The sequence below is a fragment of the Paraburkholderia sp. Ac-20342 genome (assembly GCF_017104985.1).
In the GTDB taxonomy this organism is placed as follows: Bacteria; Pseudomonadota; Gammaproteobacteria; order Burkholderiales; family Burkholderiaceae; genus Paraburkholderia.
Genome location: NZ_JAAGPQ010000021.1, coordinates 85596 through 104895, shown reverse-complemented (window position 1 = coordinate 104895; position 19300 = coordinate 85596). Strand labels below are relative to the sequence as shown.

Sequence of the window (19300 nt, the reverse complement as noted above, 5' to 3'; positions counted from 1 at the left end):
CGCTCCAGCGCTTGAGCCGCGCGAGCACGCTCGCGTAGCTGCGCCGGTCGTCGCCGCTCTCGGGATAGGCACGCACCAGCAGGTCGAACACCTGGGCCGCCTCGGCCAGCGCCCCGGACTTGACGAGCGGCGCGACCACGAGGCGGCGCACGTCGGCGCGGCCCTGGGCTTCGCGAATCCGCTGCGCGTCGAGGCCGCCGATTCCGGCCGCGAAGCCGCGCGAGCGGATCAGCGCGATCGCCTTCAGCAGGCCGGCATGAGCGTCGAGCTGGCCGCCGCCGCGCTCGATCTCGTCGAGCTGCGCCAGCCCCGGCTCCCACGCTTCCGTGCGGATCGCCCGCTTCGCGGCTTCGAGCGGCGCCAGCGTGCCGGCGCGTGCGGAACGCTCGCCGCGTTCATCGCGTTCATCGCGTTCGCCATGCCCGGCGCGTGTGGTCACCGGCTCAGCCATGCCTGAACTCCCGGTACAGCGCCTCGGCGGCACGCACGGCAAACGCGAAGACGAACCCCACGGCCAGCGCCTCGATCAGCAGCACGCCGGTGTTCGGGCTGCCGGGCCGCACTTCAGGCAACGGGCGCGCAATCACGCTGAGGTAGCGTTGCAGCCGCAGCGTGTCGGTAAAGGCCTGCTGATAGTTCTGCCGTGCCGAGGCGAGATTCTGGTCCGCGAAAGTCTGCGCGTTCAGCAGCGCCTGATAGGACTTCAGCCGGCTCGCGTCGGTGTTGCCCTTGCCGCTCATGCGCGCATGCACCTCGTCGAGCTGCTTGCGCAGCGCGCTCACCTGCATCTGCGCGGGCTTCAGCATCGGATGCTCGGGGTTGTTCAGCGCGCGGATCTTGTCGAGATTGATCTTCGCGGTGTTGAGTTCGGCCTCCAGCTGCGCGGAGAGATTCAGCAGCATGCCGGCTTCCGCCTCGGGGTCGATATTGCCGTTGCGCACGCGCCAGTCGGTCAGCGTGCCGCGCGCCCCGATCGCCTCCTTCTCCGCGCGCGTCACGGCCTCCTTGCTGACCTTGAGCGTATCGGTCACGCCCTTTTCGTCCATGTTGTTGACGAACTGCTGAGCCAGCCCGATCAGCGCGTCCGACAGCGTGCGCGCATCCTCGGGCGAGAAGGCGCTCACGCGCAGCACGTCGATCTGCTCGATCATGTTGTACGAGACGTCGACCGCGCCGAGATAGGCGCGGTACAGCGCGTCCTCGCCGGCCTCGGGCGACAGCCGGTTCAGCGGGTCGAGGCCGGTGTACACGAGATACCGGCGCAGCCCGATCCGGTTGTCGAGCTGGCGCATGGCGTCGCGCGAGCGGATGAAGTCGGCCACGGCCCAGCCGTCGACGAAGCCGCCCACCACGCTGCCGCCGCTGCCGCTCGACAGCAGGCCCGCGGTGCCCTGCGCGGCCGGCTGGGACGCGCTCGAACGCACCGAGAAGCGCGCTTCGGCGCGATAGCGCGGCGCGGCGAAGACGAGCGCGTAAAGCGCCGTCAGCACGACCGGCACGAGCACGAGGCCGAGTGTCACGAGCCGCTGGCGGCGGCGCTGCCGCAACGCCTGCTCGCGCACCCTGGCGCGCTGCGCGAGCGGCAGTTCCTCGCTAGACGCCGAACTGGTCTCCGACGCCGACGCCGATGTCGACCACATTGTCTCCGCCTGACTCGCTGCGGGATCTCCGGGGCGGGAACCGGCGGATGCATTCTCCGAGGTCGTCGTTGATCCGAAGGCCGTATTGCTCATAGACCAAACCTTTGGTGCAGTAATCCATCATTTGCTGATGACGGTAGGTTGATAGAAGCAGCGTGCGCCCGACCAGCCGTTCTTCGAACAGCGCGAGCCACAGGTTCGTGAAGCGGCAGTCCTCGAACGGAATTGCACCTTCGACGACATACACGTCGAAGTCCGGCGCGAGCGCGAGCGCAAAGGAAAATTCCTGACGCACATAGAGCGGCCAATGCTCCATCGGCCGCGCCAGATACTCGGGGCTCGTCAGCAGGTCCGACACCAGCTCGACGCAGGGCGTGGGCGCAAGCCCATAGAGCGCGCAGACGAACTCGATCATGCGCAGGCCGGTCGCCTTGCCGCGCACGAAGCCCTGCCGCCCGAGCGGCCACGACACGATCCCCTGGTGAGCGACGAAGCCCTCGCGCGGCGGCCGCAGCCCCGCGATCACGTCGACGATCGCGCGATGGAATTCCGGCCGCCGCGAGAGCAGCGCATAGCGCCCCTGCGGAATCAGCAGGTCGACCTGCTGCAGCAGCGGCTGCCGCGCACCGAAAATTCGCGGCACGTCCGTCACACCGTTCATCAGGATCATGGCGCGCTCACATCGGTTGAACATGGGTTCGCGCGAGCCGCTCCATGCCCGCGCCGAGCACGCCGAGAAAAACCAGCGCGGTGACGAAATACGCGAAGCTCGCGTCATGCGACGAATAGCTGTCGAAGTACGCCGATCTGAGCAGTTGCATCCCATGCGCGAACGGCGACCATAAGAAATACTTGCGGTATTGCTCCGGCAACTGCTCGGAGACGAAAAAGACCGACGAGAATACTTCCAGGCCGCGCTCGATCACGGGCGCAAAGCGCAAGAAGAAGTGCCAGCGGATAGCAATGCTGCCGAAGATCAGCCCCATCGAGACGCCCGCGCCGCCCATCATCACGACATAGGCGATCGCACCCGACCAGCGCACGGGCAGCGTAATGAGGCCCAGGCTGTGGCCGACGCCGATCAGCACGGCATACACGCCGAGATAGATGCCGATGAAGAGCCCGCCCTGCACCAGCGCCACCGCGAGCGGCGTGACCGACTCCAGGTTGATGAGCCCGCGCGCCGCGACATAGCTCGTGCTCGTGCGAAACACCGCCTGCCGGAACATGATCCACGTCGTCGCGCCCAGCAGCGAGAACGTCGGCACGTCCATGCCGAGCACGTAGTGCGTGCCCATCAGGAAGTACAGCGACGAGATCAGGCTCAGCAGCACGGCGGGACCGACCACGGACCACAGCAGCGCGATGCGGCTTTCGCTCTGCAGGATATGCAGTTGGAGCCGCAGCAGCGGCCCGATGCTCGCCAGCCGCGATTGCAGCGTGCCCGGCTGCGCGCCGTGCTGCCGCGCATGAATGCCGGCGATCCGCTCGCGCAGCAGCGCAACTTCGTGCGCCTCGTGCGGCTTCAGCGCGATCTCGAAGGCCACGTCCTCGCGCGACGCGAGACGACGTGCTTCGCGCGTCTCCTGCTGTTTGCGCTGCTGCCCGCGCCGGTTGAATCCGTCGACCAGGCGCGCGTCGTCGGCGTCGAGCGTGGCCGGTGCATAGCCTGCCGTCAACACGTCGATGCCCGCGCGAATATCGGTTTCCAGCAGACGCACGACCATGCGCAACTGGCGCCGGCGCAATTCCGCGCGCTCGGGCGGCATGCCGTCGCGCGCGAGTTCCGCCTCGAGTTCGCTCTCGAGCGCCGCGTAGATGCGCCGCCGCCCGGCCACGCTCTCGTGCGGAGCGCTGGCGAGCGCATCGAGTACGCCGCTCAGCACGCCGCCCGCGGAGTCCGCCGCGCGCAAGCCGTGCGCCGCGTGGGTCGCTGCGCTGTCTGCTGCGTTGTGCGCCGTGCTGGTCACCGCATCGGTGACGGTATTCGCCGCCGCCTCCGCATTGCCGGCCTCGTCGCCGGCATGCCGCGCCGTCCGGCGCTCGCGCCAGTTCTTGATGCGATCCTGGTTGCTCATGTCCGGCCTTCACTGCGACAGGCTGGACACGGAACGCGCGGTGCCGAGCGTCGCGCTGAAGGCGGAGAGAACCTTCTGAACCTGGGTGAACGGTGCGTCCGAGATATAGATCGCGTCGCCGTCGTGTACCGCGAACTTGCCGGCGAGCACCATCTGCTCGGGCTTCGTGAAATCGAACTGATAGACCACCGGCCGCGTGTCGGCGGTGCCGGCATCGTCCGGGCGGATGCGCAGCAGGAAGACCGCCTTCGGATTGGCGAGCGAATCGTTCAGGCCGCGCGAATCGCCGAGCGCGTCGAGCACCGTGTAATTGCGCTTGCTGAGCTTGAGCCGCGATTGCGCACCCGCCGCGCCGAGCACCGTCAGATTCTCGACGACGTCATGCACGACCACGGAGTCGCCGGCACGCAAGGCGATATCTTCCGCGCTGTTGCGATAGACGTCGGACAGCCGCACGGACACGCTCTCGCCATTGCGCCGCAGCGTCACCGCGAGCTGCTCGGGGTTCATCTGGTCGGGCGCGGCCTTGCTCAACAGTCCGCTCAGGCGCTGCATGCCCGGCCCGATCGGATACACGCCGGGCTTCTTGAGGTCGCCCTCGATCGCCACGGTCTGCCCGCGCCGTTCCGTGCGCCGCACGTTGACATCGAGCCCGACCGTCACGCGGCTCAGGCGCCGCTCGATCGCGTCGCGCAGCCCGGCCGGCGTCAGGCCTTGCGCATGCACACGGCCCACTTGCGGAACGTAGATCGTGCCGGCTTCGTCGATGACCATCTCGCCGAGGTCCGTCATGCCGCCGGTGCCGCTCAGGCCGCTCGCGCCACCCGAGCCGTTGCCGAACACGCCCACGCCGTCCTGCCCCCACAGCGAAATGTCGACGCCGTCGCCTGGCGCGAGTTTTTCGTAATCGACCGGCTGCGCCTGCTGGAATGCGTCCGGAAAGCTCGCGCTGCCCGCCGCGCGCGAGGCGAGCGCGAGCGCCGGCGTCACGCCGACCAGTTCGATGTCGTTGTGATCGCGCGAAGCCTGCACTTCGCTGAGCAGCGGCCCGCTGCGCGGGATCACGCATCCCTGCAAAACGCCGCAGAGACAGAAAGCCAGAGCCATGACCAGACGGTCAGGAAAACCAACAAGCCCGTACCGCATCAATTCATCACCAGATTGTCGAGTTGTTCCACCTGCAAGGGGCTTTCCTCCACCGGCGCGGCGCGCCGGCACAGGCTCATGAACGTGGCGAGCATCGCCTCCACCGAAAAGAGTTCGGCGGCCCGCTGCCGCGCCCGCTCCCGCACGGTGGCATCCGCCTGCGCGCTGAGCACGAGGTGTTCGATCTTCTCGCACGCATCGTTCAGGTCGGGGTTCTCCGCGCAGCCGAGCAGATGCCCGGTCACGCCGTCGATAAAGCACTCGCCCGCGCCGCCGGCCGGCGTCGACACCACGCAGATGCCGAGCAGTTGCGCTTCGATCAGCACGTTCGGCAAACCTTCGTGGCGCGACAGCATCACCTTGACGTCCATCTTCGAATACCAGAACCCCACGTGCGACGAGAGTCCGACGAGCAGCAGGCGGCCCGCGATGCCGAGCTCGGTGGCGAGCGCCTGCGCCTCGTCGCTGAAACGGCCATCGCCGACGATAACGAAGCGCGCCAGCGGACGCCGCTTCAGATAGCGGTGCGCGAGCTTGATCCACAACAGCGGCCGCTTGTCCGGTTCGAGGCGGAACACGCCGCCGATCGTTTCGCTCGCGTCCGCCGTGCGCTCGACGAACGCCGTCCACTTCTGCTCGTCCTGCTCCGAGGCAAGCGCGTTCATTTCGGGCACGCCGTTATAGAGGATGCGAAACCGTTCGAGCGGTAGCCCGAGCCACTGGGCGTACTCGCGCGCGCCGGTCATGCTGTTGCTGACGAAGTGAATGCCCGGCACCTCGGCGATGGCGCGATAGAACGCTGCGTACTCCGGACGATTGCGTTCCTGGCGGATATTCGGCGGCAGTCCGCGAAACACGAGGTGGATCGTCGGCACGCCGGCCAGCAGCGCGGCCAGCGCGCCGAACAGACAGGTGCCGTCCTGCCAGAGGCTCACAACGTCGAACCTGCGTTCGCGCAGATACGGCGCGAGACGCGTGACGCCGTAGTGCACCTGGGGCGGCAGATTGCCGAGCAGGCGCAGCAGGTCCGCGTCGTGAATGTCCTGATGCGCAGCCGACACGGCCGGCATCGCGTTGATTTCGGAGACCTTGACATCGGCCTCGCGCAGCATGCCCAGAAAGAAGTCGAGACGCTGCGGCCGGTCGACGCGCGCCGGGTCCGAGTGCTGCTTGACCAGCACTTCGATCGCGCTGACGTCGTGGCCTGTGGCGTGGTCCGCAGCGCTGTCGCGTGCACCGGCGGCCTCGGCCACGAGACGCCGCAAATGCACGGCGAGCCGCGTCAGTTGCCGTTCCGCGCCGCCGGGCCCGAGGCTGCCCGTGACGAGCGCGACCGAGGCGGGCTTTCCGCGCGGCGGCGGCGCTACGTCGCGATGGCGAAAACGCAGGATGGCCTGACGCATCGCGACGATCTTGATGTCCTGTCCGGCCAGATCGGCGGCGGATTCGAAGCGGCGGTAGAACGTGTAGTCGTCGACGATCTTCGCGACGAGCTGGCCGCCCTTGCTGTCGGGCGAGAGTTCGTGCGCGACGGGCTCGATGACCTCGATCGCATCGGCCACCATGCTGCGCTTGACGAGGCGCTTCGCGAACGCCACCCGCAGATGGCGCCGGTCGTGTTCCGCGATGAGGCGCCGGAAGATCGCATCCGACGCATCGTGTGCCTTGATGTCGGCGAGAAATTCGGCGCGGGCCAGCGCCTTGCGCGTGTCCTGCGCCTGCTCGGGAAAATGGCGATCCGCGACCGCCATGGCCTCGTCGAAGCGGCGCTCCTTCAGAAGACGCGTCGCGTAGTGCCGCGCCACCATCAGATCGTCGGGGCAGTCGCGCAGCAGATCGGCCCATTGTTCGAGCAGGCCGGTGCTGAGCCCGGTCCGCTCCCGCATCTGCAGCAGCACGATACGCACGGTCCGGTCGTCGGGGGCCTGCGCGGCCAGCCGCTCCGCCTCGCCCAGGTGCTTGCGCGCGTTCTGCAACGTCGTACAGGCCGCGAGCAGGCGTGTGAGTTCTTCGTGCAGCGAAGGCAGGTCCTGCGGTTGTGCATTTGCTTCTGCGTTTGCTTCTGCATTTGCTTCGGACTGCGGTTGTTGCTGTTGCGGCGGTGGTACGGCGGCGTCGGGCGTGGCCGGGGTGTTCGGCGTGGCCGCCTTGGGCCGCGCTACCGCTTTGGGCTTCGCTGCCTTGGGTTGTGCTGCGACCTCGGGCTTTGCCGCTGCCTCGTCGTGTGCTGTAGCCTGAGGCTCTGCTGCTGCCTCGGGTTGTACCTCAGCCGTGTGCTCTCCCACCACCGCGGGTTGTGCTGCGACCCTGGGCTTTGCCGCTGCCTCGGGTTGTACCTCAGCCGTGTGCTCCCCTACTACCTCCAGTTGTGCCGAAGCCTTCTTGATCTCTGCTGCCGCGCTCGGTTCCACCACGGCCTTCGGCTTCGCCACCGCCCTGGATTTCGCCACAGCCTTGGGCTTCGCCGCCGTGCCGGATTTCGCCTCGGCCGCGGGCCTTGCGGCCGCACGCGGCTTTGCCGGCGAAGCGGTCTGCCGGCCGGCCTCGTGCGCCGTGCCCGCGTCGCCTGCCGGTCGGCCTCGTTTGGGCCGAGCCTGCACGGCGAGCGTGCTCTCGTTCGCTGCTGTTTTTCCTGCTTTAGCCATTACCGGAACCCAGCCATTTATTCCTGGAAATACCTCAACCCCATTCGCGACCGCTCGCCATGCGCCGGGACCCGCGTCCCGGCGCATGGCGCATCAGCGGCCCGTCAGGCGGCCTTCTTGCGCTTGGCGCGATCGATGAATATCCGGCACTTCTGGATATTTCCGTCGATCAGTTCCGGCGATGCGGAGCGCGAGCGCAACGCCTGCCAGTACTTGAGCGCCTGCTCGAAACGATGCGTGCGCATGGCGCCCGTCGCCGCCGCCTTCAAGCCGACCGGGTCTTCGGGCGCGAGGCGCAGGATCGTCTCGCCCAGCGTGAGCCGGTCGGCGTCGTGCGCGGCATCGAGCGACTTCACCTTCACGTGCAGCCCCGCGAGCACGCGCTTCTTCTCCTGCGAGACTTCCTTGTTGTCCGGATCGAGCTGCTGCAGACGTTCGAGGAGTGCCCAGGCGCGTTCGTAATCGCCCGCGCGATGCGCTTCCCGTGCAAGCCGGATAACGCGGCTGCGCAGGCCGAGAATCTGGCGCTTCGCCTCGATGCGCGCGGCAGGATCGCTCGACGCCGAGTTCAGCACCCGCGCATAGGCATCGATCGCCTCGCCGTAGTAGCCGCTGCGCACCGCCATGCGAGCCAGCTTGATCCACGTGCTCTCGGTGATATCGTCGAGCCCGGACGCATCGCGCAGATAGACCAACGCGGTGTCGATGTCGTCGAGCGCTTCGGCCACGCGAATGCGGAAGCTCGCCAGCTCGGGGAATGTCGTGAGCGTCTGACTCGCGATCGCGAGCACGCCGGCCGCGCGTTCGTAATCGCGAGCGATCAGCGCCGCGCGCACGTCCTGACGCATCTGGCGTTCGAGCTGCCGTCTCGCGCGAATCAGCGCATTGCTGTTCGCATTGAGCTGCGCGTGCGCCTGAAGCCGGTCCGCCGCCTTCAGCATGTCGCCCGAGGCGAGCGCCGCGTTGCCCTCGTCAAGCCAGGCCGCCGCAGCGCGCGCGATCCATTCGGCCGTCTCCTTGCGGTTGCTGCGCGTGAGCCCCTGGGTCGCGGCAAGCAGCGCGGCCGGCGTCGCGCAGCCGCGCTCGATCGTGCGTTGCGCGAGGGCCAGGATCTCGGCCTCGTCCATCTCCACGGGCTCGCGCGCCAGTTCCAGCAGCGCCGCGCGATCCGGCGCCGTCAGCGCACGCTCCCAGAGCGCCACGAAGCTCGGCGCGTGAGCCGGCAGCGCGTCGCGCACTTCGCCTGCCCACTGCACGACGCCCTCGGCATCGCCCGAGGTTTCGAGCAGACGCAGCACGGCCGTCGCGGCGGCGGCTGCGTCGGCGCTATCGGTCGACAGACGGAACAGGCGCTTCCAGTTAGCCAGCGCCGTGGCCGTATCGCCGAGCTTGCCGGCCGATTCCGCGCAGATGCGCAGGATCGCGGGCGCTTCGTGCTCGTCGGCGAGCAGCGCCGCGGCGAGCCGGGCAGCCTGCTCGTAGCGCCCGGTCTCGAAGTAGCACTGGGTGAGCAGCAGGTTGGTCTTTTCGTCGAATTCCGGCTCCGCGCCGAACGATTCGAACTGCGCGGCCGCGCCCTCGAAGTCGCCCAGGTCGTATTGCACTCGGCCCAACAACAGACGGTGCTGACGGCTGCTTTCGCCATGGCGCAGAATCCCGCGCAGCCGCTGCGACACTTCGAGCACGCGCCCGGCGTTCCAGGCGGCTTCGAGACTTTCCGCGGTGTCCTCGTGCTGGACCGCATCGGTCTTCGGCGGCGCCTGAACGTCCGACGTATCGACGCGCGGCACGACGAACTCCGTGTACCAGGCCTCGCACAGCTGGTCCGAGAACAGATCGGTGTAGTGTGTCAGATCGAGCCCGCCGTTTTCCATTGCGTTGGCCTGGCCCAGCTTGCGCATCAGCGGAGTCGGGTCGTAGCACGGCACGTTCATGCGTTTCGCGATCGCGCGCACGGTGTTAATCAGCTCGCGCCGCTGCTCGACGGGCATGTTGTCGGGCGTATCGGCATTGACGTGCGTGACGAAGGCCAGATGGTCCTTGCCGACCATCGTCGCGATCTGCTCCATTTCCGCCGAAATTTCGGCATCCTTCAGGTCGTGCCGCTGAATGCGCGCGAGCAGATCGCGATCCTGCGCCGACAGACGCTGGAACGCGAAATCCTGGTCGAGCCATGCGCGCCGCTCGGCCATCCGGCTCGGCACGGCCATCGACCAGAACTGGCGGGTGCGTTTCTTGTCGGCGAAGAAATCGCCGAAATGCCGCACCATGTAGTTCATCTGGATCGGATGGCCGTCGACGCTCAGCAGCTTGCGCGAAGAAATCTCGACCAGATAAAGATCGGCGCCGGGCGACGGCTTCCCTTCGAAGCTCCCGGACGAACCGGGCCGAAACGTCAGCGTGCGCACGTCGGCCGGAATGTCCTTCTGGCCGAACATGAACTGCAATTGCTGAAGCGCTTCGGAACTCGTATGGACGAATCCGTAGTTGCGGGCCAGCACCGGACGGATCGGATAACGGCCCGCGCCCCGGCGCAGCGGCGTGTGAATACGGCAGGTACCAACAGGCGCTATGTTGAAAAGAGTCATGATGATCGTTCAGATATCGTCTGTACTGCCGCTCAAAGCGCCCAGTAGGTCAGCTTGTTTTTCATGATCCGCTCGCCGTCGAGAGACGACTTCAGATCGCAGACGATCCCGCCGTCGGCAATCATCCCGGGCAGATCGCTCTCGATCGTATCGACGATCTCGCGGTGCGGCACGGCGAACACGAGCACGTCCAGCGCGTTGAGTTCCTCGCGCGACGAGAGCTTGATGCCGTACTCTTCGTGCACCTGCTCCGCATCGGCCATCGGGTCGTAGACGATCGGCGACATGCCGTAGCGCGTGAGCGCTTCGTAAAGATCGACGACCTTCGAGTTGCGGATGTCGGGCACGTTCTCCTTGAACGTGATGCCGAGAATGCCGACGCGGGTCGACGCCTTGAGACGATGGCGGCTCGCGATCACCTGAACGAGACGGCCGGCGACGTAGTCGGCCATGCCGTCGTTGATGCGGCGCCCCGCCAGGATCACTTCGGGGTGGTAGCCGAGTTCCTGCGCCTTCGAGGTCAGATAGTACGGATCGACGCCGATGCAATGACCGCCGACGAGGCCCGGCGTAAAGCGCAGGAAGTTCCACTTGGTGCCCGCGGCTTCCAGCACCTCGGACGAACGGATGCCGACCAGATCGCAGATCTTCGAGACTTCGTTCATGAGCGCGATATTGATGTCGCGCTGCGTGTTCTCGATGACCTTGGCCGCTTCGGCCACCTTGATCGACGACGCGCGGAACACGCCCGCATCGATGATTTTTTCGTAGACGGCGGCGATCTCGTCGAGCGCCTGCTGGTCCTGGCCCGAGACGATCTTGACGATCTTTTCGAGCGGATGCTCGCGGTCGCCCGGGTTGATCCGCTCGGGGCTGTAGCCGAGCTTGAAGTCGATGCCGCAGCGCAGGCCCGAACTCTTTTCGAGTGCCGGCCCGCAGATGTCCTCGGTCGCGCCCGGATGGACGGTCGATTCGAACACCACGATGCTGCCCGGTTGCAGAACCGGACCGATCAGCCGGCACGCGCTTTCCAGCAGCGAAAAGTCGGGGCTGCATTTTTCGTCGACGGGCGTCGGCACCGCGACCACGAAGAAGTTGGTCCCCGCCAGGTCCTCGACCTTGTCGGTAAAGCGCATCGTCGAGTCGCGCAGCACGTGCGGCTCGATTTCGCCGGTCCAGTCCTCGCCGTCGCGCAGGTTTTCGACCCGCCGCGCGTCGACATCGAATCCGGTCACTTCAAAGTGGCGTGCGAGCGCCACTGCCACGGGCAGACCGACATAGCCCAAGCCACACACCGCAATCTTCGTCGTCACACAATTCCCCTTATTAAACGTCGCGTATCGCCGGCCCGCGAACCCCTATACGGTTCGCGGACACGAACGCTTCGACCCAGACAAAATGAGCCCGGGGACCAGCCGCAAGGCCGGACCCGGGATGAACGATTCCCGGCCAAACCGGAACCTCGGTTTAGTTAGGACAATTGATATTCAAAATTTCAGGAACCTGATCCTTGAAACACGGCCCCTGGATATGCGTCGCCCCGACGAACTCCGCAATCTCCACGTCCGCTGCATCCTCGGCGCCGGTAATCACGACGTCGGCGCCGGTGCCGCGCGCCAAGGCAACGAGGTTGCGCAGAAAGTCGGCGGCCCAGTCGCTCACCCGCGCCTCGCGCAGGCAGCCCGCGCCGATCTTGACGATGTCGGCGCCGAGCGACGCCAGCGCCTCGACACTGCTGCTGCCGCCGCCCACGTTATCGAGCGCGACCTGGCAGCCCAGCGCCTGAAGCCTGCGCACGAATGCGCCGACGGTCACGAGATCGGTCGCCGGCGGCACATCCGACAGCTCGATGACGAGCCGCTGCGCGACGGCTCGCTGCTCGCTTAGCTGCGCAATGATGAGCGTCCACCAGGCATCGAGCGAAGCGCTGTGCGACGTCACGTTGCAGCCAAACGAGAGACCCGGGTTCGCGTGCAACGCGCACAGGGTCGCCTCGACGGCCCAGCGATCCAGCCTGCGCACGAGGCCGAGCCGCGCGAGCGGCGCCACCATCCCGGCAACCTGCTGGCGAACGCCGTGGCACGTCCAGAAAGGCACCACCTTGTAGTACCGCACGATCCCCGCGCTGCCCAGATGGCGGACCGATTCCGCATCGAAGACCAGACGGTCGAGATGCTTCGCCGAAAACAGATTCTCGGCCGCCTTCATGTCGACGAGAAAACGCTCGCGCCAGTGCTCTTCCTCGCGGCCCGGCCGAGCGGCATGCGCACCGGCGCCGGGAGCCGCGGCATCGAATGCGCCTTCCGCCTGCTCGACGACCGACAGGGATAGCGTGACGAATACCGCGTCGCCGGCGATCTTGACCGGTTGGTCGGCGAGATCGCAAAGAATGCGGTCGAGCAGCAAGCCGATCTGCGCCAGGTCCGACGCAGCCGGCGGCAGACCGCCAAGCGGCGAATCGAAGACGAACAGGATCACGTCACCGCTCAGCACCGCAATGCCCGATACCGAACGGCACAGCTCGCGTGCCCGCTCGAGAACGACATGCCGTACCGCAAGTGCGGGCCGCGAACCCCATGCGCGCTCGATCTCGCGCAGGTTCGTCAGCGACGCGGCAATGCACAGCGTTCCCGCCCGGCCGGACTGCTCAGGCAAATCGGCCAGTGGCCGAACCGGCTGCGAGAACAAAGGCTGCCCGGACATCATGCCGCCGCGCCTTTATTACAGGCGACGCCATAACGGGGAGAAAAGGACAAAAGGGGTCCTTTGTGTCACGATCCAGCATAGTCGATCGCCGCTAAAAAACCATCGGGTTAATCATGAACTTGCTGCGTGAATTTACGAGGAATTTGCCAGGACGAAAGGGACCCGTTATGTCCAGCCTTTGTCGTCATTAGTCAGCAGAAAATGCTGATCAGGTAATTCGTATTCACAAGTAAAAAACAAACTAAATCTCGGAGTAAAGTGTCATGAAAATCGGGTATGCACGCGTATCGACGGATGAGCAGAATCTGGATCTACAGACTCGTGCTTTGAAGGCGGCGGGTTGCCAAATGCTTTTTGAAGATCAGGGTGTTTCGGGCGCCAGCTTTTTGCGCCCCGGACTCAGTTCGATGCTGGAACAATTGCGTGCGGGAGATATTCTCGTCGTATGGAGACTGGACAGGCTCGGCCGGTCGCTGCGGCGGCTCCTGGAACTGATCGAAAGCCTCAGTGCCAGGGGAATACAGTTTCAGTCACTCACGGAAGCCATCGACACGACGTCGTGCAGCGGCATGCTGATCTTTCACATGCTCGCCGCGCTCGCCCAGTTCGAGCGCTCGCTGATCGGCGAGCGCACGCGCGCCGGCATGCGCGCGGCGCGCGACCGGGGCTCCCGGCTGGGCCGGCGTCCGGTTCTGACGCCGGAGCAGAAGACCGAGGCGATTGAGCTGCTCGAGAGTTGCTCCATCAGCGACGTCGCGGCGAAATTCAACGTTCATCCGCGCACGATCCGCCGCGCGCGGCAGCAGTCGGAGCAAACCGCGCGCCTCCTGAAGTAGAACCTGGCAGGCTAGAACTGCCCGGTATCGGAACGAGATATGCGCAAACGAGGCCCGCGCGGGGGGGCGCGCCTCGCCACGGACCCGGCGCCGGGCTGCCCGGGTCAGCAAACGGTCTTCTCGACACTGAGTCCGTGGCGGCGCAGGCTGCGCAGCAACGTCTTGGGATGAATCTCGAACTTCTGGGCAACGAACAGGGTTGAGTGCTCGGACAGCAGTTGATGCGCCTGGACACACTCGGCCTCGGTCATCGCGTGACGCCTGCCGACATGCTGGCCACGCGCCTTGGCCGCGCGCATGCCGGCGCGCGTGCGCTCGCCGATCAGCGAGCGCTCGAACTGGGCGAGCGCCGCCATGATATGAAACAGCAAGGTGCCGCCGGCGGACGTCGTATCGATGCACTCCGTGATCGACACGAACTGGATCTTCCTCTTCCCCAAGGTTTCGACAAGCTCGATCAGCTTCTTGATCGAACGGCCGAGCCGGTCCAGCCTCCAGACCACGAGGGTATCGCCCGCCTTGAGCACATCCAGCACCTCGTCGAGCCCGGGCCGGGAAAAGGTGCTGCCGGACACGCCATGATCGGTGAATACTTTTACGCATCCCACCGCCCGCAGCGCCTCGAGTTGCAAATCGAGATTTTGGTCATCAGTAGAAACCCTCGCGTAGCCGATTTTCATTCTCTCTACTTATCTACTTATCCAGCAAATCCGACGTCTCCACGGACGGCTTATTCAGATCTATTCATCACCATTCAAAGGACATGCGCGCCGGTTCATCCCACATATCGAGACGATCGGTCATTTTTTCGAACGAACCTTGGACACAGCCGGACCTCGCCCGGAATCAGGCACAAGGAAACCCGGAGCTTCGCCTGGGGACGCGAGGTGCGGCCACGCTGCGCGTGGCGTACGGTGCCGGCGAAAAGGATGGCCGGCACGTCTGTTTTACCCGAAATGCCAGCTCGTCGGCTTGAGCCGCAAAAATCGAAATAGAGGAAAGCGATTTACTCGATTACTTCCCTGCACGCAATAATGGCGATATTTTTTGCGATTCGACTCAAATACGCAAATCATCGCCTGGAACGAATACATCCATTAGCGCCATTTCACGTCATCCACGCAATCGGACAGATCATTCATTTCCGGAATTCAGAATGAAGATTAGGTCCGTTTTATCTCAAAATTTAAATATATACTTAACATACCATTAATTAATATTTTCAATTCTTTAAAATAGCTTTATTAGTGTAACGAAATATTACTTTCTCATTATTTCCTCTACGTAGCAATTCCCCCTATCTGGTTAATCTGGCGGAAAAATAACGTCTTGTGGCGTTTCCGTACAGGCAATAGGGAAGTTACGCTTGGATACAATTACGCCTCAGGCTTATCGAGTGCGTAATTCCAAAATCCATTCGGATTGCGCACATTCCGCCGCAAACCGACGCCGCCGCACGATATGCGGCAGCACCGCCGCGTGAGGCTCTTCCCGTTCGTTCTCGCCTGCACGAAACGTCGCGAAACAGTACGAAACGTCGCGCGAAAAGCCCTCCGCCACAAACGAAAACGCCGGCCCGAAGGCCGGCGTTCCTGCGTCAACGCAACCGGTTACCCGGCGCCTACCGCGCGAACAGCGACGACATGTCGGCGAACGCCTTGAATTCGAGTGCATTGCCCGACGGGTCGAGGAAGAACATCGTGGCCTGCTCGCCGACCTCGCCCTTGAAGCGCACGTGCGGCTCGATGATGAATTCGATGCCGGCCTTCTGCAGCTTGTCCGCGGCGGCCTGCCACTGCTCCATCGACAGCACCGCGCCGAAATGCCGCACCGGCACCGCGTCGCCGTCGACCGCGCTCGTGTGGCGATGGCCGATTTCGTCCGGCGCGAGGTGGGCGACGATCTGGTGGCCGTAGAAATTGAAATCGACCCATGCGTCCGAACTGCGTCCTTCCGGACAACCGAGCAGTTCGCCGTAAAACTCGCGCGCGGCGGCGAGGCTATGCACAGGAAACGCCAGATGGAACGGCGGCAAGACGGTTTCGGCAACGCTCATGATGGAAAACTCGCTGGCTTGAAGTGAAGTGGGGTTGAGGTACGGCTCGCGTCCCGCGCGAGCCCGTCACGCGAGGCCAAGTTTAACCATGAATAAAAATGCTGAGAAACGATATATATTTGACCTGACCAACACGAAAATCGATCAATCGACATGCTGAGCGAACTGAAGACCTTCATCGCCGTGAGCCAGTACGGCACGTTTTCCGGCGCGGGCGCGCGCATCGGCCTCACGCAATCGGCCGTGAGCGCGCAGATGCAGCGGCTCGAACAGGAACTGGGCTTCCCGCTGTTCGACCGCACCGGCCGCTCCGCGACGCTCAACGAGGCCGGCCGCGAAACGCTCGCGCTCGCCGGAGACATCATGACGCTCTACGCGCGGCTCGCCGAACGCGGCGCGGGCGCGGCGGAAAGCGGCATGCTGCGGGTCGGCGCGATCGCGTCCGCGCAGGTGTCGCTGCTCGCCGACGCGCTCGCGCGCTTTCGCGACGACCGCCCCGGCTGGCGCATTCGCGTGGTGCCCGGCGTATCGCTCGGCCTGCTCGGCCAGGTGGATTCCGGCGAACTCGATCTGGCCGTCATCATCAAGCCGCCGTTCGCGCTGCCCTCGGAACTCGAATGGCGCACGCTCGTCGCCGAGCGGTTCGTGCTGCTCGTGCCGAAAAAGCTCGCGCGCGGCGCACGCTCGTGGCGCGAGCTGCTACGCAGCGAGCCGTTTATCCGCTACGACCGCGCCTCGTTCGGCGGGCGGCTCGTCGACCGTTTTCTGCGTCGCGCGCGTCTGACCGTGCGCGACGCGATCGAACTCGACGAATTGCAGGCGATCGTGCAACTGGTCGCGCGCGGCATGGGCGTCGCGCTGATTCCCGATACGGCCGGGCTCGGCAAATGGCCCGCGAGCGTCGTCGCGCTCGAACTCGGCGATCAGACGTTCCAGCGCGAGATCGGTCTCGTGCAGCGTCCGCGGCATAGCCGGCAAGCGGTAGCGGATGCGCTGGCGGAGTGTATTGCCGAAGCGGCGGGGGCGGCGGGAGCGGCCGGGACGCGTGGCTGAGCGGCCGCACAATACGCACAAATACGCACGGCCAGCACGGCCGCCGTGCATCGCGCACGCGGCGCGCCGATTGTCCTGCCATGCGAGCGGGCAACTGTATCTGTGAGTTTCGTGCAGCGGCGCGCAGAATCGTTGCCGACACCGAATCAGGTGAAGTACCCCATCCGCCCTCGTCTCCCGCCGCCATGATCGCCAGCCCCCTGCTCACCGCCGATGTCCTGATCGCCTACAGCGCCTATTTCGTCGGCACCGCGAGCCCCGGGCCGAGCAATCTCGCGATCATGTCGCTCGCCATGAGCACGGGCCGCCGCGCCGCGCTGACGTTCGCGCTCGGTGTGATATCGGGCTCGTTCTCGTGGGCGTTGCTCGCGTCGCTCGGCTTGTCGGCGGTGCTGGCCGCTTACTCGCAATGCCTCGTCGCGATCCGGATCGCGGGCGGACTGTATCTGCTGTGGCTCGGCTTCAAATCGGCGCGCTCGGCGCTCGGCGCGGGCAAACCGCTCGCGGGCGGCGCGCGGGCCGACGAGCCGCTCGGGCGACTCTATCTGCGCGGTCTGCTGCTGCATCTCACGAATCCGAAAGCGGTGCTCGTGTGGCTCTCGATCGTCTCGCTCGCGATGTCGCCGGTACACGGCGCGGCGCACGTGCTGCCGGTCGTGCTCGGCTGCATGGCGATCGGCACGACGGTGTTCGCGAGCTACGCGGTGCTGTTTTCCACGGCGTCGGCACGGCGCATCTACCTGGCGATCCGGCGCTGGCTCGACGGCTCGCTCGCGATCATGTTCGGCATCGCGGGGCTTAAGCTGCTGACGTCGAAAAACTAGCCCACGCTTCGGCGTGCGCCGCCGCTCTGCGATACTGGCGCCATTGCGATACGAAGGGCACGCAGCATGGCCCACGACAAGGCACGCGGACAGGCACGATGAACGGCAACCACAAAGACAGTGGTAAAGGCAAAGGCAGCGGCGGCGGCAACGAAACCAGCCCCGCGACCGCACGCTCGCCGCTGCAAAAGCGGCTCTATGCGAGCGGCGCGGCGATCCTGCTCGCCGGCCTGATCGCGGCAGCGTTCATTCATGCGAGCGCGCCGCCGCCCGATAGCGCGGTCGCGATGTACAGCGCCGTCGATCCACGTTACCAGATCGAATTGCAGCAGATCGGCGGCAATGCGGCGGTGCTGATGGCGCAGTTGCATCAATGGTTCGACAGCCTGTGGCACGGCGCGAGGCTCGCCTATACGGTCGCGGGGCTCGGCATCGCGCTCGCGGGCCTGTGCTTTTTCATCGGCTATTTTTTCGCGGACGACGCCGGCGCACCACCGCGGTAGATGCCGCGCCGCGCCCGGCATCCAAGGATCAGCGCTCAGCTCGACGCCAGCCGGCTCAGGAACGCATCGACCTGACGCTCTTCGGTAGCCCACGACGTGACGATCCGCACCACCGAATGACCGTCATGCGCCGCGCCCCACACGTAGAACGCGAAGTCGCGCTTCAAGGCGGCAATGACCGGATCGGGCAGGATCGCGAATATCTGGTTCGTCACCGTTTCCGCCTGGAGCGCGTGACCGTTCGCCACGATCCCCGAGGCGAGTTTCTTCGCCATCGCATTCGCGTGCCGCGCGTTGGCGAAGAACAGATCGTGGTTGCCGAACAGTTCCTGAAACTGGATGCCCAAGACCCGGCCCTTCGCGAGCATGGCGCCCCGCTGCTTGACGTGGAACGCGAAGTCTTCTTTCAAGGCCGGATTGCATACGACGATCGCTTCGCCAAGCAGCGTGCCGACCTTGGTCCCGCCGATCCAGAAGATGTCGGCGAGCGCGGCGATATCGGCCAGCGTCGCGTCGTTGCGGTCCGAGGCCAGCGCCGCCGCGAGGCGCGCGCCATCGAGAAACAGCAGGAGGCCGCGCTGTTTCGCGAGGGCCGAGATTGCCCGCAATTCCGCCAGCGTGTAGAGCGTGCCCGTTTCGGTCGCGTTCGACAGATAGATCATGCGCGGCTTCGCCATGTGCGGGAAATGCGCATTGCCGGCGAGCGCGGCCTCGATATGCTCCGGCGTGAGCTTCCCGTCGACGCCGGGAACCGTGATGAGCTTGTGGCCCGTCGCCTCGATCGCGCCGGCCTCCCGCCCGACGATATGCCCCGAGTTCGCCGCGATGACGGCTTCGTGCGGACGCAGGCAGGCGGCAATCGACACGAGGTTCGCCAGCGTGCCGCTCGCGACGTAGTGGATCGCGCCGTCGAAGCCGTCGCCGAGGCGAGCCTTGATGCGTGCGGTGGCTTCGGCACAGTACGCATCCTCGCCGTATGCGGCCTGCTGGACGTAGTTCGATTCGCTCAGCGCGCGCAGTATGTCGGGATGCGCGCCTTCGCTGTAGTCGTCGAGAAAACTGAAAGTAGTCATTCGGTGCGTCTGCATTGAGTGGGGGCCGCCCGCAATGGGTACGCGGCCGGAATGGGCTTACCGGGTGCGCCGCCGGCGGTATGAAGGCTTGGCCGCCGGTGGCGCGGTGAGGCGGCCATTATCGCAGCTTCGTCTTCAGGCACGGCTTCGCG

The 19300-nt window shown here is 65.5% G+C and carries 15 protein-coding genes and 1 pseudogene; 4 read left to right on the top strand and 12 right to left on the bottom strand.

Annotated features, from left to right (window positions below):
* From G3N58_RS11720 to G3N58_RS11680, 9 genes and pseudogenes are all read right to left on the bottom strand, one after another.
* Window positions 1–451: pseudogene (locus G3N58_RS11720) on the bottom strand (hypothetical protein); the annotation flags it as partial.
* A complete protein-coding gene (locus G3N58_RS11715; RefSeq protein WP_241017075.1) occupies window positions 444–1640 on the bottom strand; it encodes a sugar ABC transporter in 1197 nt (398 codons plus the stop codon). The pseudogene G3N58_RS11720 and the gene G3N58_RS11715, both read right to left, overlap by 8 nt.
* The gene (locus tag G3N58_RS11710) at window positions 1594–2310 is read right to left on the bottom strand and encodes an ATPase (RefSeq protein ID WP_205999224.1); all 717 of its coding nucleotides are present in this window, start codon (window positions 2308–2310) and stop codon (window positions 1594–1596) included. Before G3N58_RS11710 ends, G3N58_RS11715 begins: the two co-directional genes overlap by 47 nt.
* Window positions 2311–2317: 7 nt before the next feature.
* Complete coding sequence (locus tag G3N58_RS11705) at window positions 2318–3718, bottom strand: sugar ABC transporter permease (protein WP_205999223.1); 1401 nt, start codon at window positions 3716–3718, stop codon at window positions 2318–2320.
* A 9-nt stretch (window positions 3719–3727) separates the two neighbouring features.
* On the bottom strand, window positions 3728–4783 hold the full coding sequence (locus tag G3N58_RS11700; protein WP_167283083.1) for a polysaccharide biosynthesis/export family protein: 1056 nt from the start codon (window positions 4781–4783) through the stop codon (window positions 3728–3730).
* An 80-nt stretch (window positions 4784–4863) separates the two neighbouring features.
* Window positions 4864–7509 (bottom strand): glycosyltransferase, encoded by a 2646-nt coding sequence (locus G3N58_RS11695; protein ID WP_241017074.1) that lies wholly within the window; start codon window positions 7507–7509, stop codon window positions 4864–4866.
* A 104-nt stretch (window positions 7510–7613) separates the two neighbouring features.
* Window positions 7614–10097, bottom strand: coding sequence for a tetratricopeptide repeat protein (locus G3N58_RS11690; protein ID WP_167283086.1), 2484 nt, complete (start codon window positions 10095–10097; stop codon window positions 7614–7616).
* 32 nt (window positions 10098–10129) lie between these two features.
* Window positions 10130–11392 (bottom strand): nucleotide sugar dehydrogenase, encoded by a 1263-nt coding sequence (locus G3N58_RS11685; RefSeq protein WP_167043983.1) that lies wholly within the window; start codon window positions 11390–11392, stop codon window positions 10130–10132.
* A 172-nt stretch (window positions 11393–11564) separates the two neighbouring features.
* Window positions 11565–12803, bottom strand: a complete 1239-nt coding sequence (locus tag G3N58_RS11680; RefSeq protein ID WP_205999222.1) for an EAL domain-containing protein — start codon at window positions 12801–12803, stop codon at window positions 11565–11567.
* 263 nt (window positions 12804–13066) lie between these two features.
* On the opposite strand from G3N58_RS11680, the gene G3N58_RS11675 reads away from it, so the two are divergent.
* Window positions 13067–13639, top strand: coding sequence for a recombinase family protein (locus G3N58_RS11675; RefSeq protein WP_167283089.1), 573 nt, complete (start codon window positions 13067–13069; stop codon window positions 13637–13639).
* Between the two features lie 104 nt (window positions 13640–13743).
* Here G3N58_RS11675 and G3N58_RS11670 read toward each other — a convergent pair whose 3' ends face one another.
* Both G3N58_RS11670 and G3N58_RS11665 read right to left on the bottom strand, forming a co-directional pair.
* Complete coding sequence (locus G3N58_RS11670) at window positions 13744–14319, bottom strand: recombinase family protein (RefSeq protein ID WP_167043818.1); 576 nt, start codon at window positions 14317–14319, stop codon at window positions 13744–13746.
* Window positions 14320–15260: 941 nt separating this feature from the next.
* Complete coding sequence (locus G3N58_RS11665) at window positions 15261–15695, bottom strand: VOC family protein (protein WP_167043815.1); 435 nt, start codon at window positions 15693–15695, stop codon at window positions 15261–15263.
* A gap of 153 nt (window positions 15696–15848) precedes the next feature.
* On the opposite strand from G3N58_RS11665, the gene G3N58_RS11660 reads away from it, so the two are divergent.
* The 3 genes from G3N58_RS11660 (at window position 15849) to G3N58_RS11650 (ending at window position 18075) form a co-directional block, all read left to right on the top strand.
* Window positions 15849–16748, top strand: coding sequence for a LysR family transcriptional regulator (locus G3N58_RS11660; RefSeq protein WP_167043812.1), 900 nt, complete (start codon window positions 15849–15851; stop codon window positions 16746–16748).
* 185 nt (window positions 16749–16933) lie between these two features.
* Complete coding sequence (locus G3N58_RS11655; RefSeq protein ID WP_167043807.1) at window positions 16934–17572, top strand: LysE family translocator; 639 nt, start codon at window positions 16934–16936, stop codon at window positions 17570–17572.
* A 98-nt stretch (window positions 17573–17670) separates the two neighbouring features.
* On the top strand, window positions 17671–18075 hold the full coding sequence (locus G3N58_RS11650; RefSeq protein WP_240162733.1) for a hypothetical protein: 405 nt from the start codon (window positions 17671–17673) through the stop codon (window positions 18073–18075).
* Between the two features lie 35 nt (window positions 18076–18110).
* On the opposite strand, the gene G3N58_RS11645 is transcribed toward G3N58_RS11650, so the two are convergent.
* The gene (locus G3N58_RS11645) at window positions 18111–19148 is read right to left on the bottom strand and encodes an aminotransferase class I/II-fold pyridoxal phosphate-dependent enzyme (RefSeq protein ID WP_205999221.1); all 1038 of its coding nucleotides are present in this window, start codon (window positions 19146–19148) and stop codon (window positions 18111–18113) included.
* Between the last annotated feature and the right edge of the window lie 152 nt (window positions 19149–19300).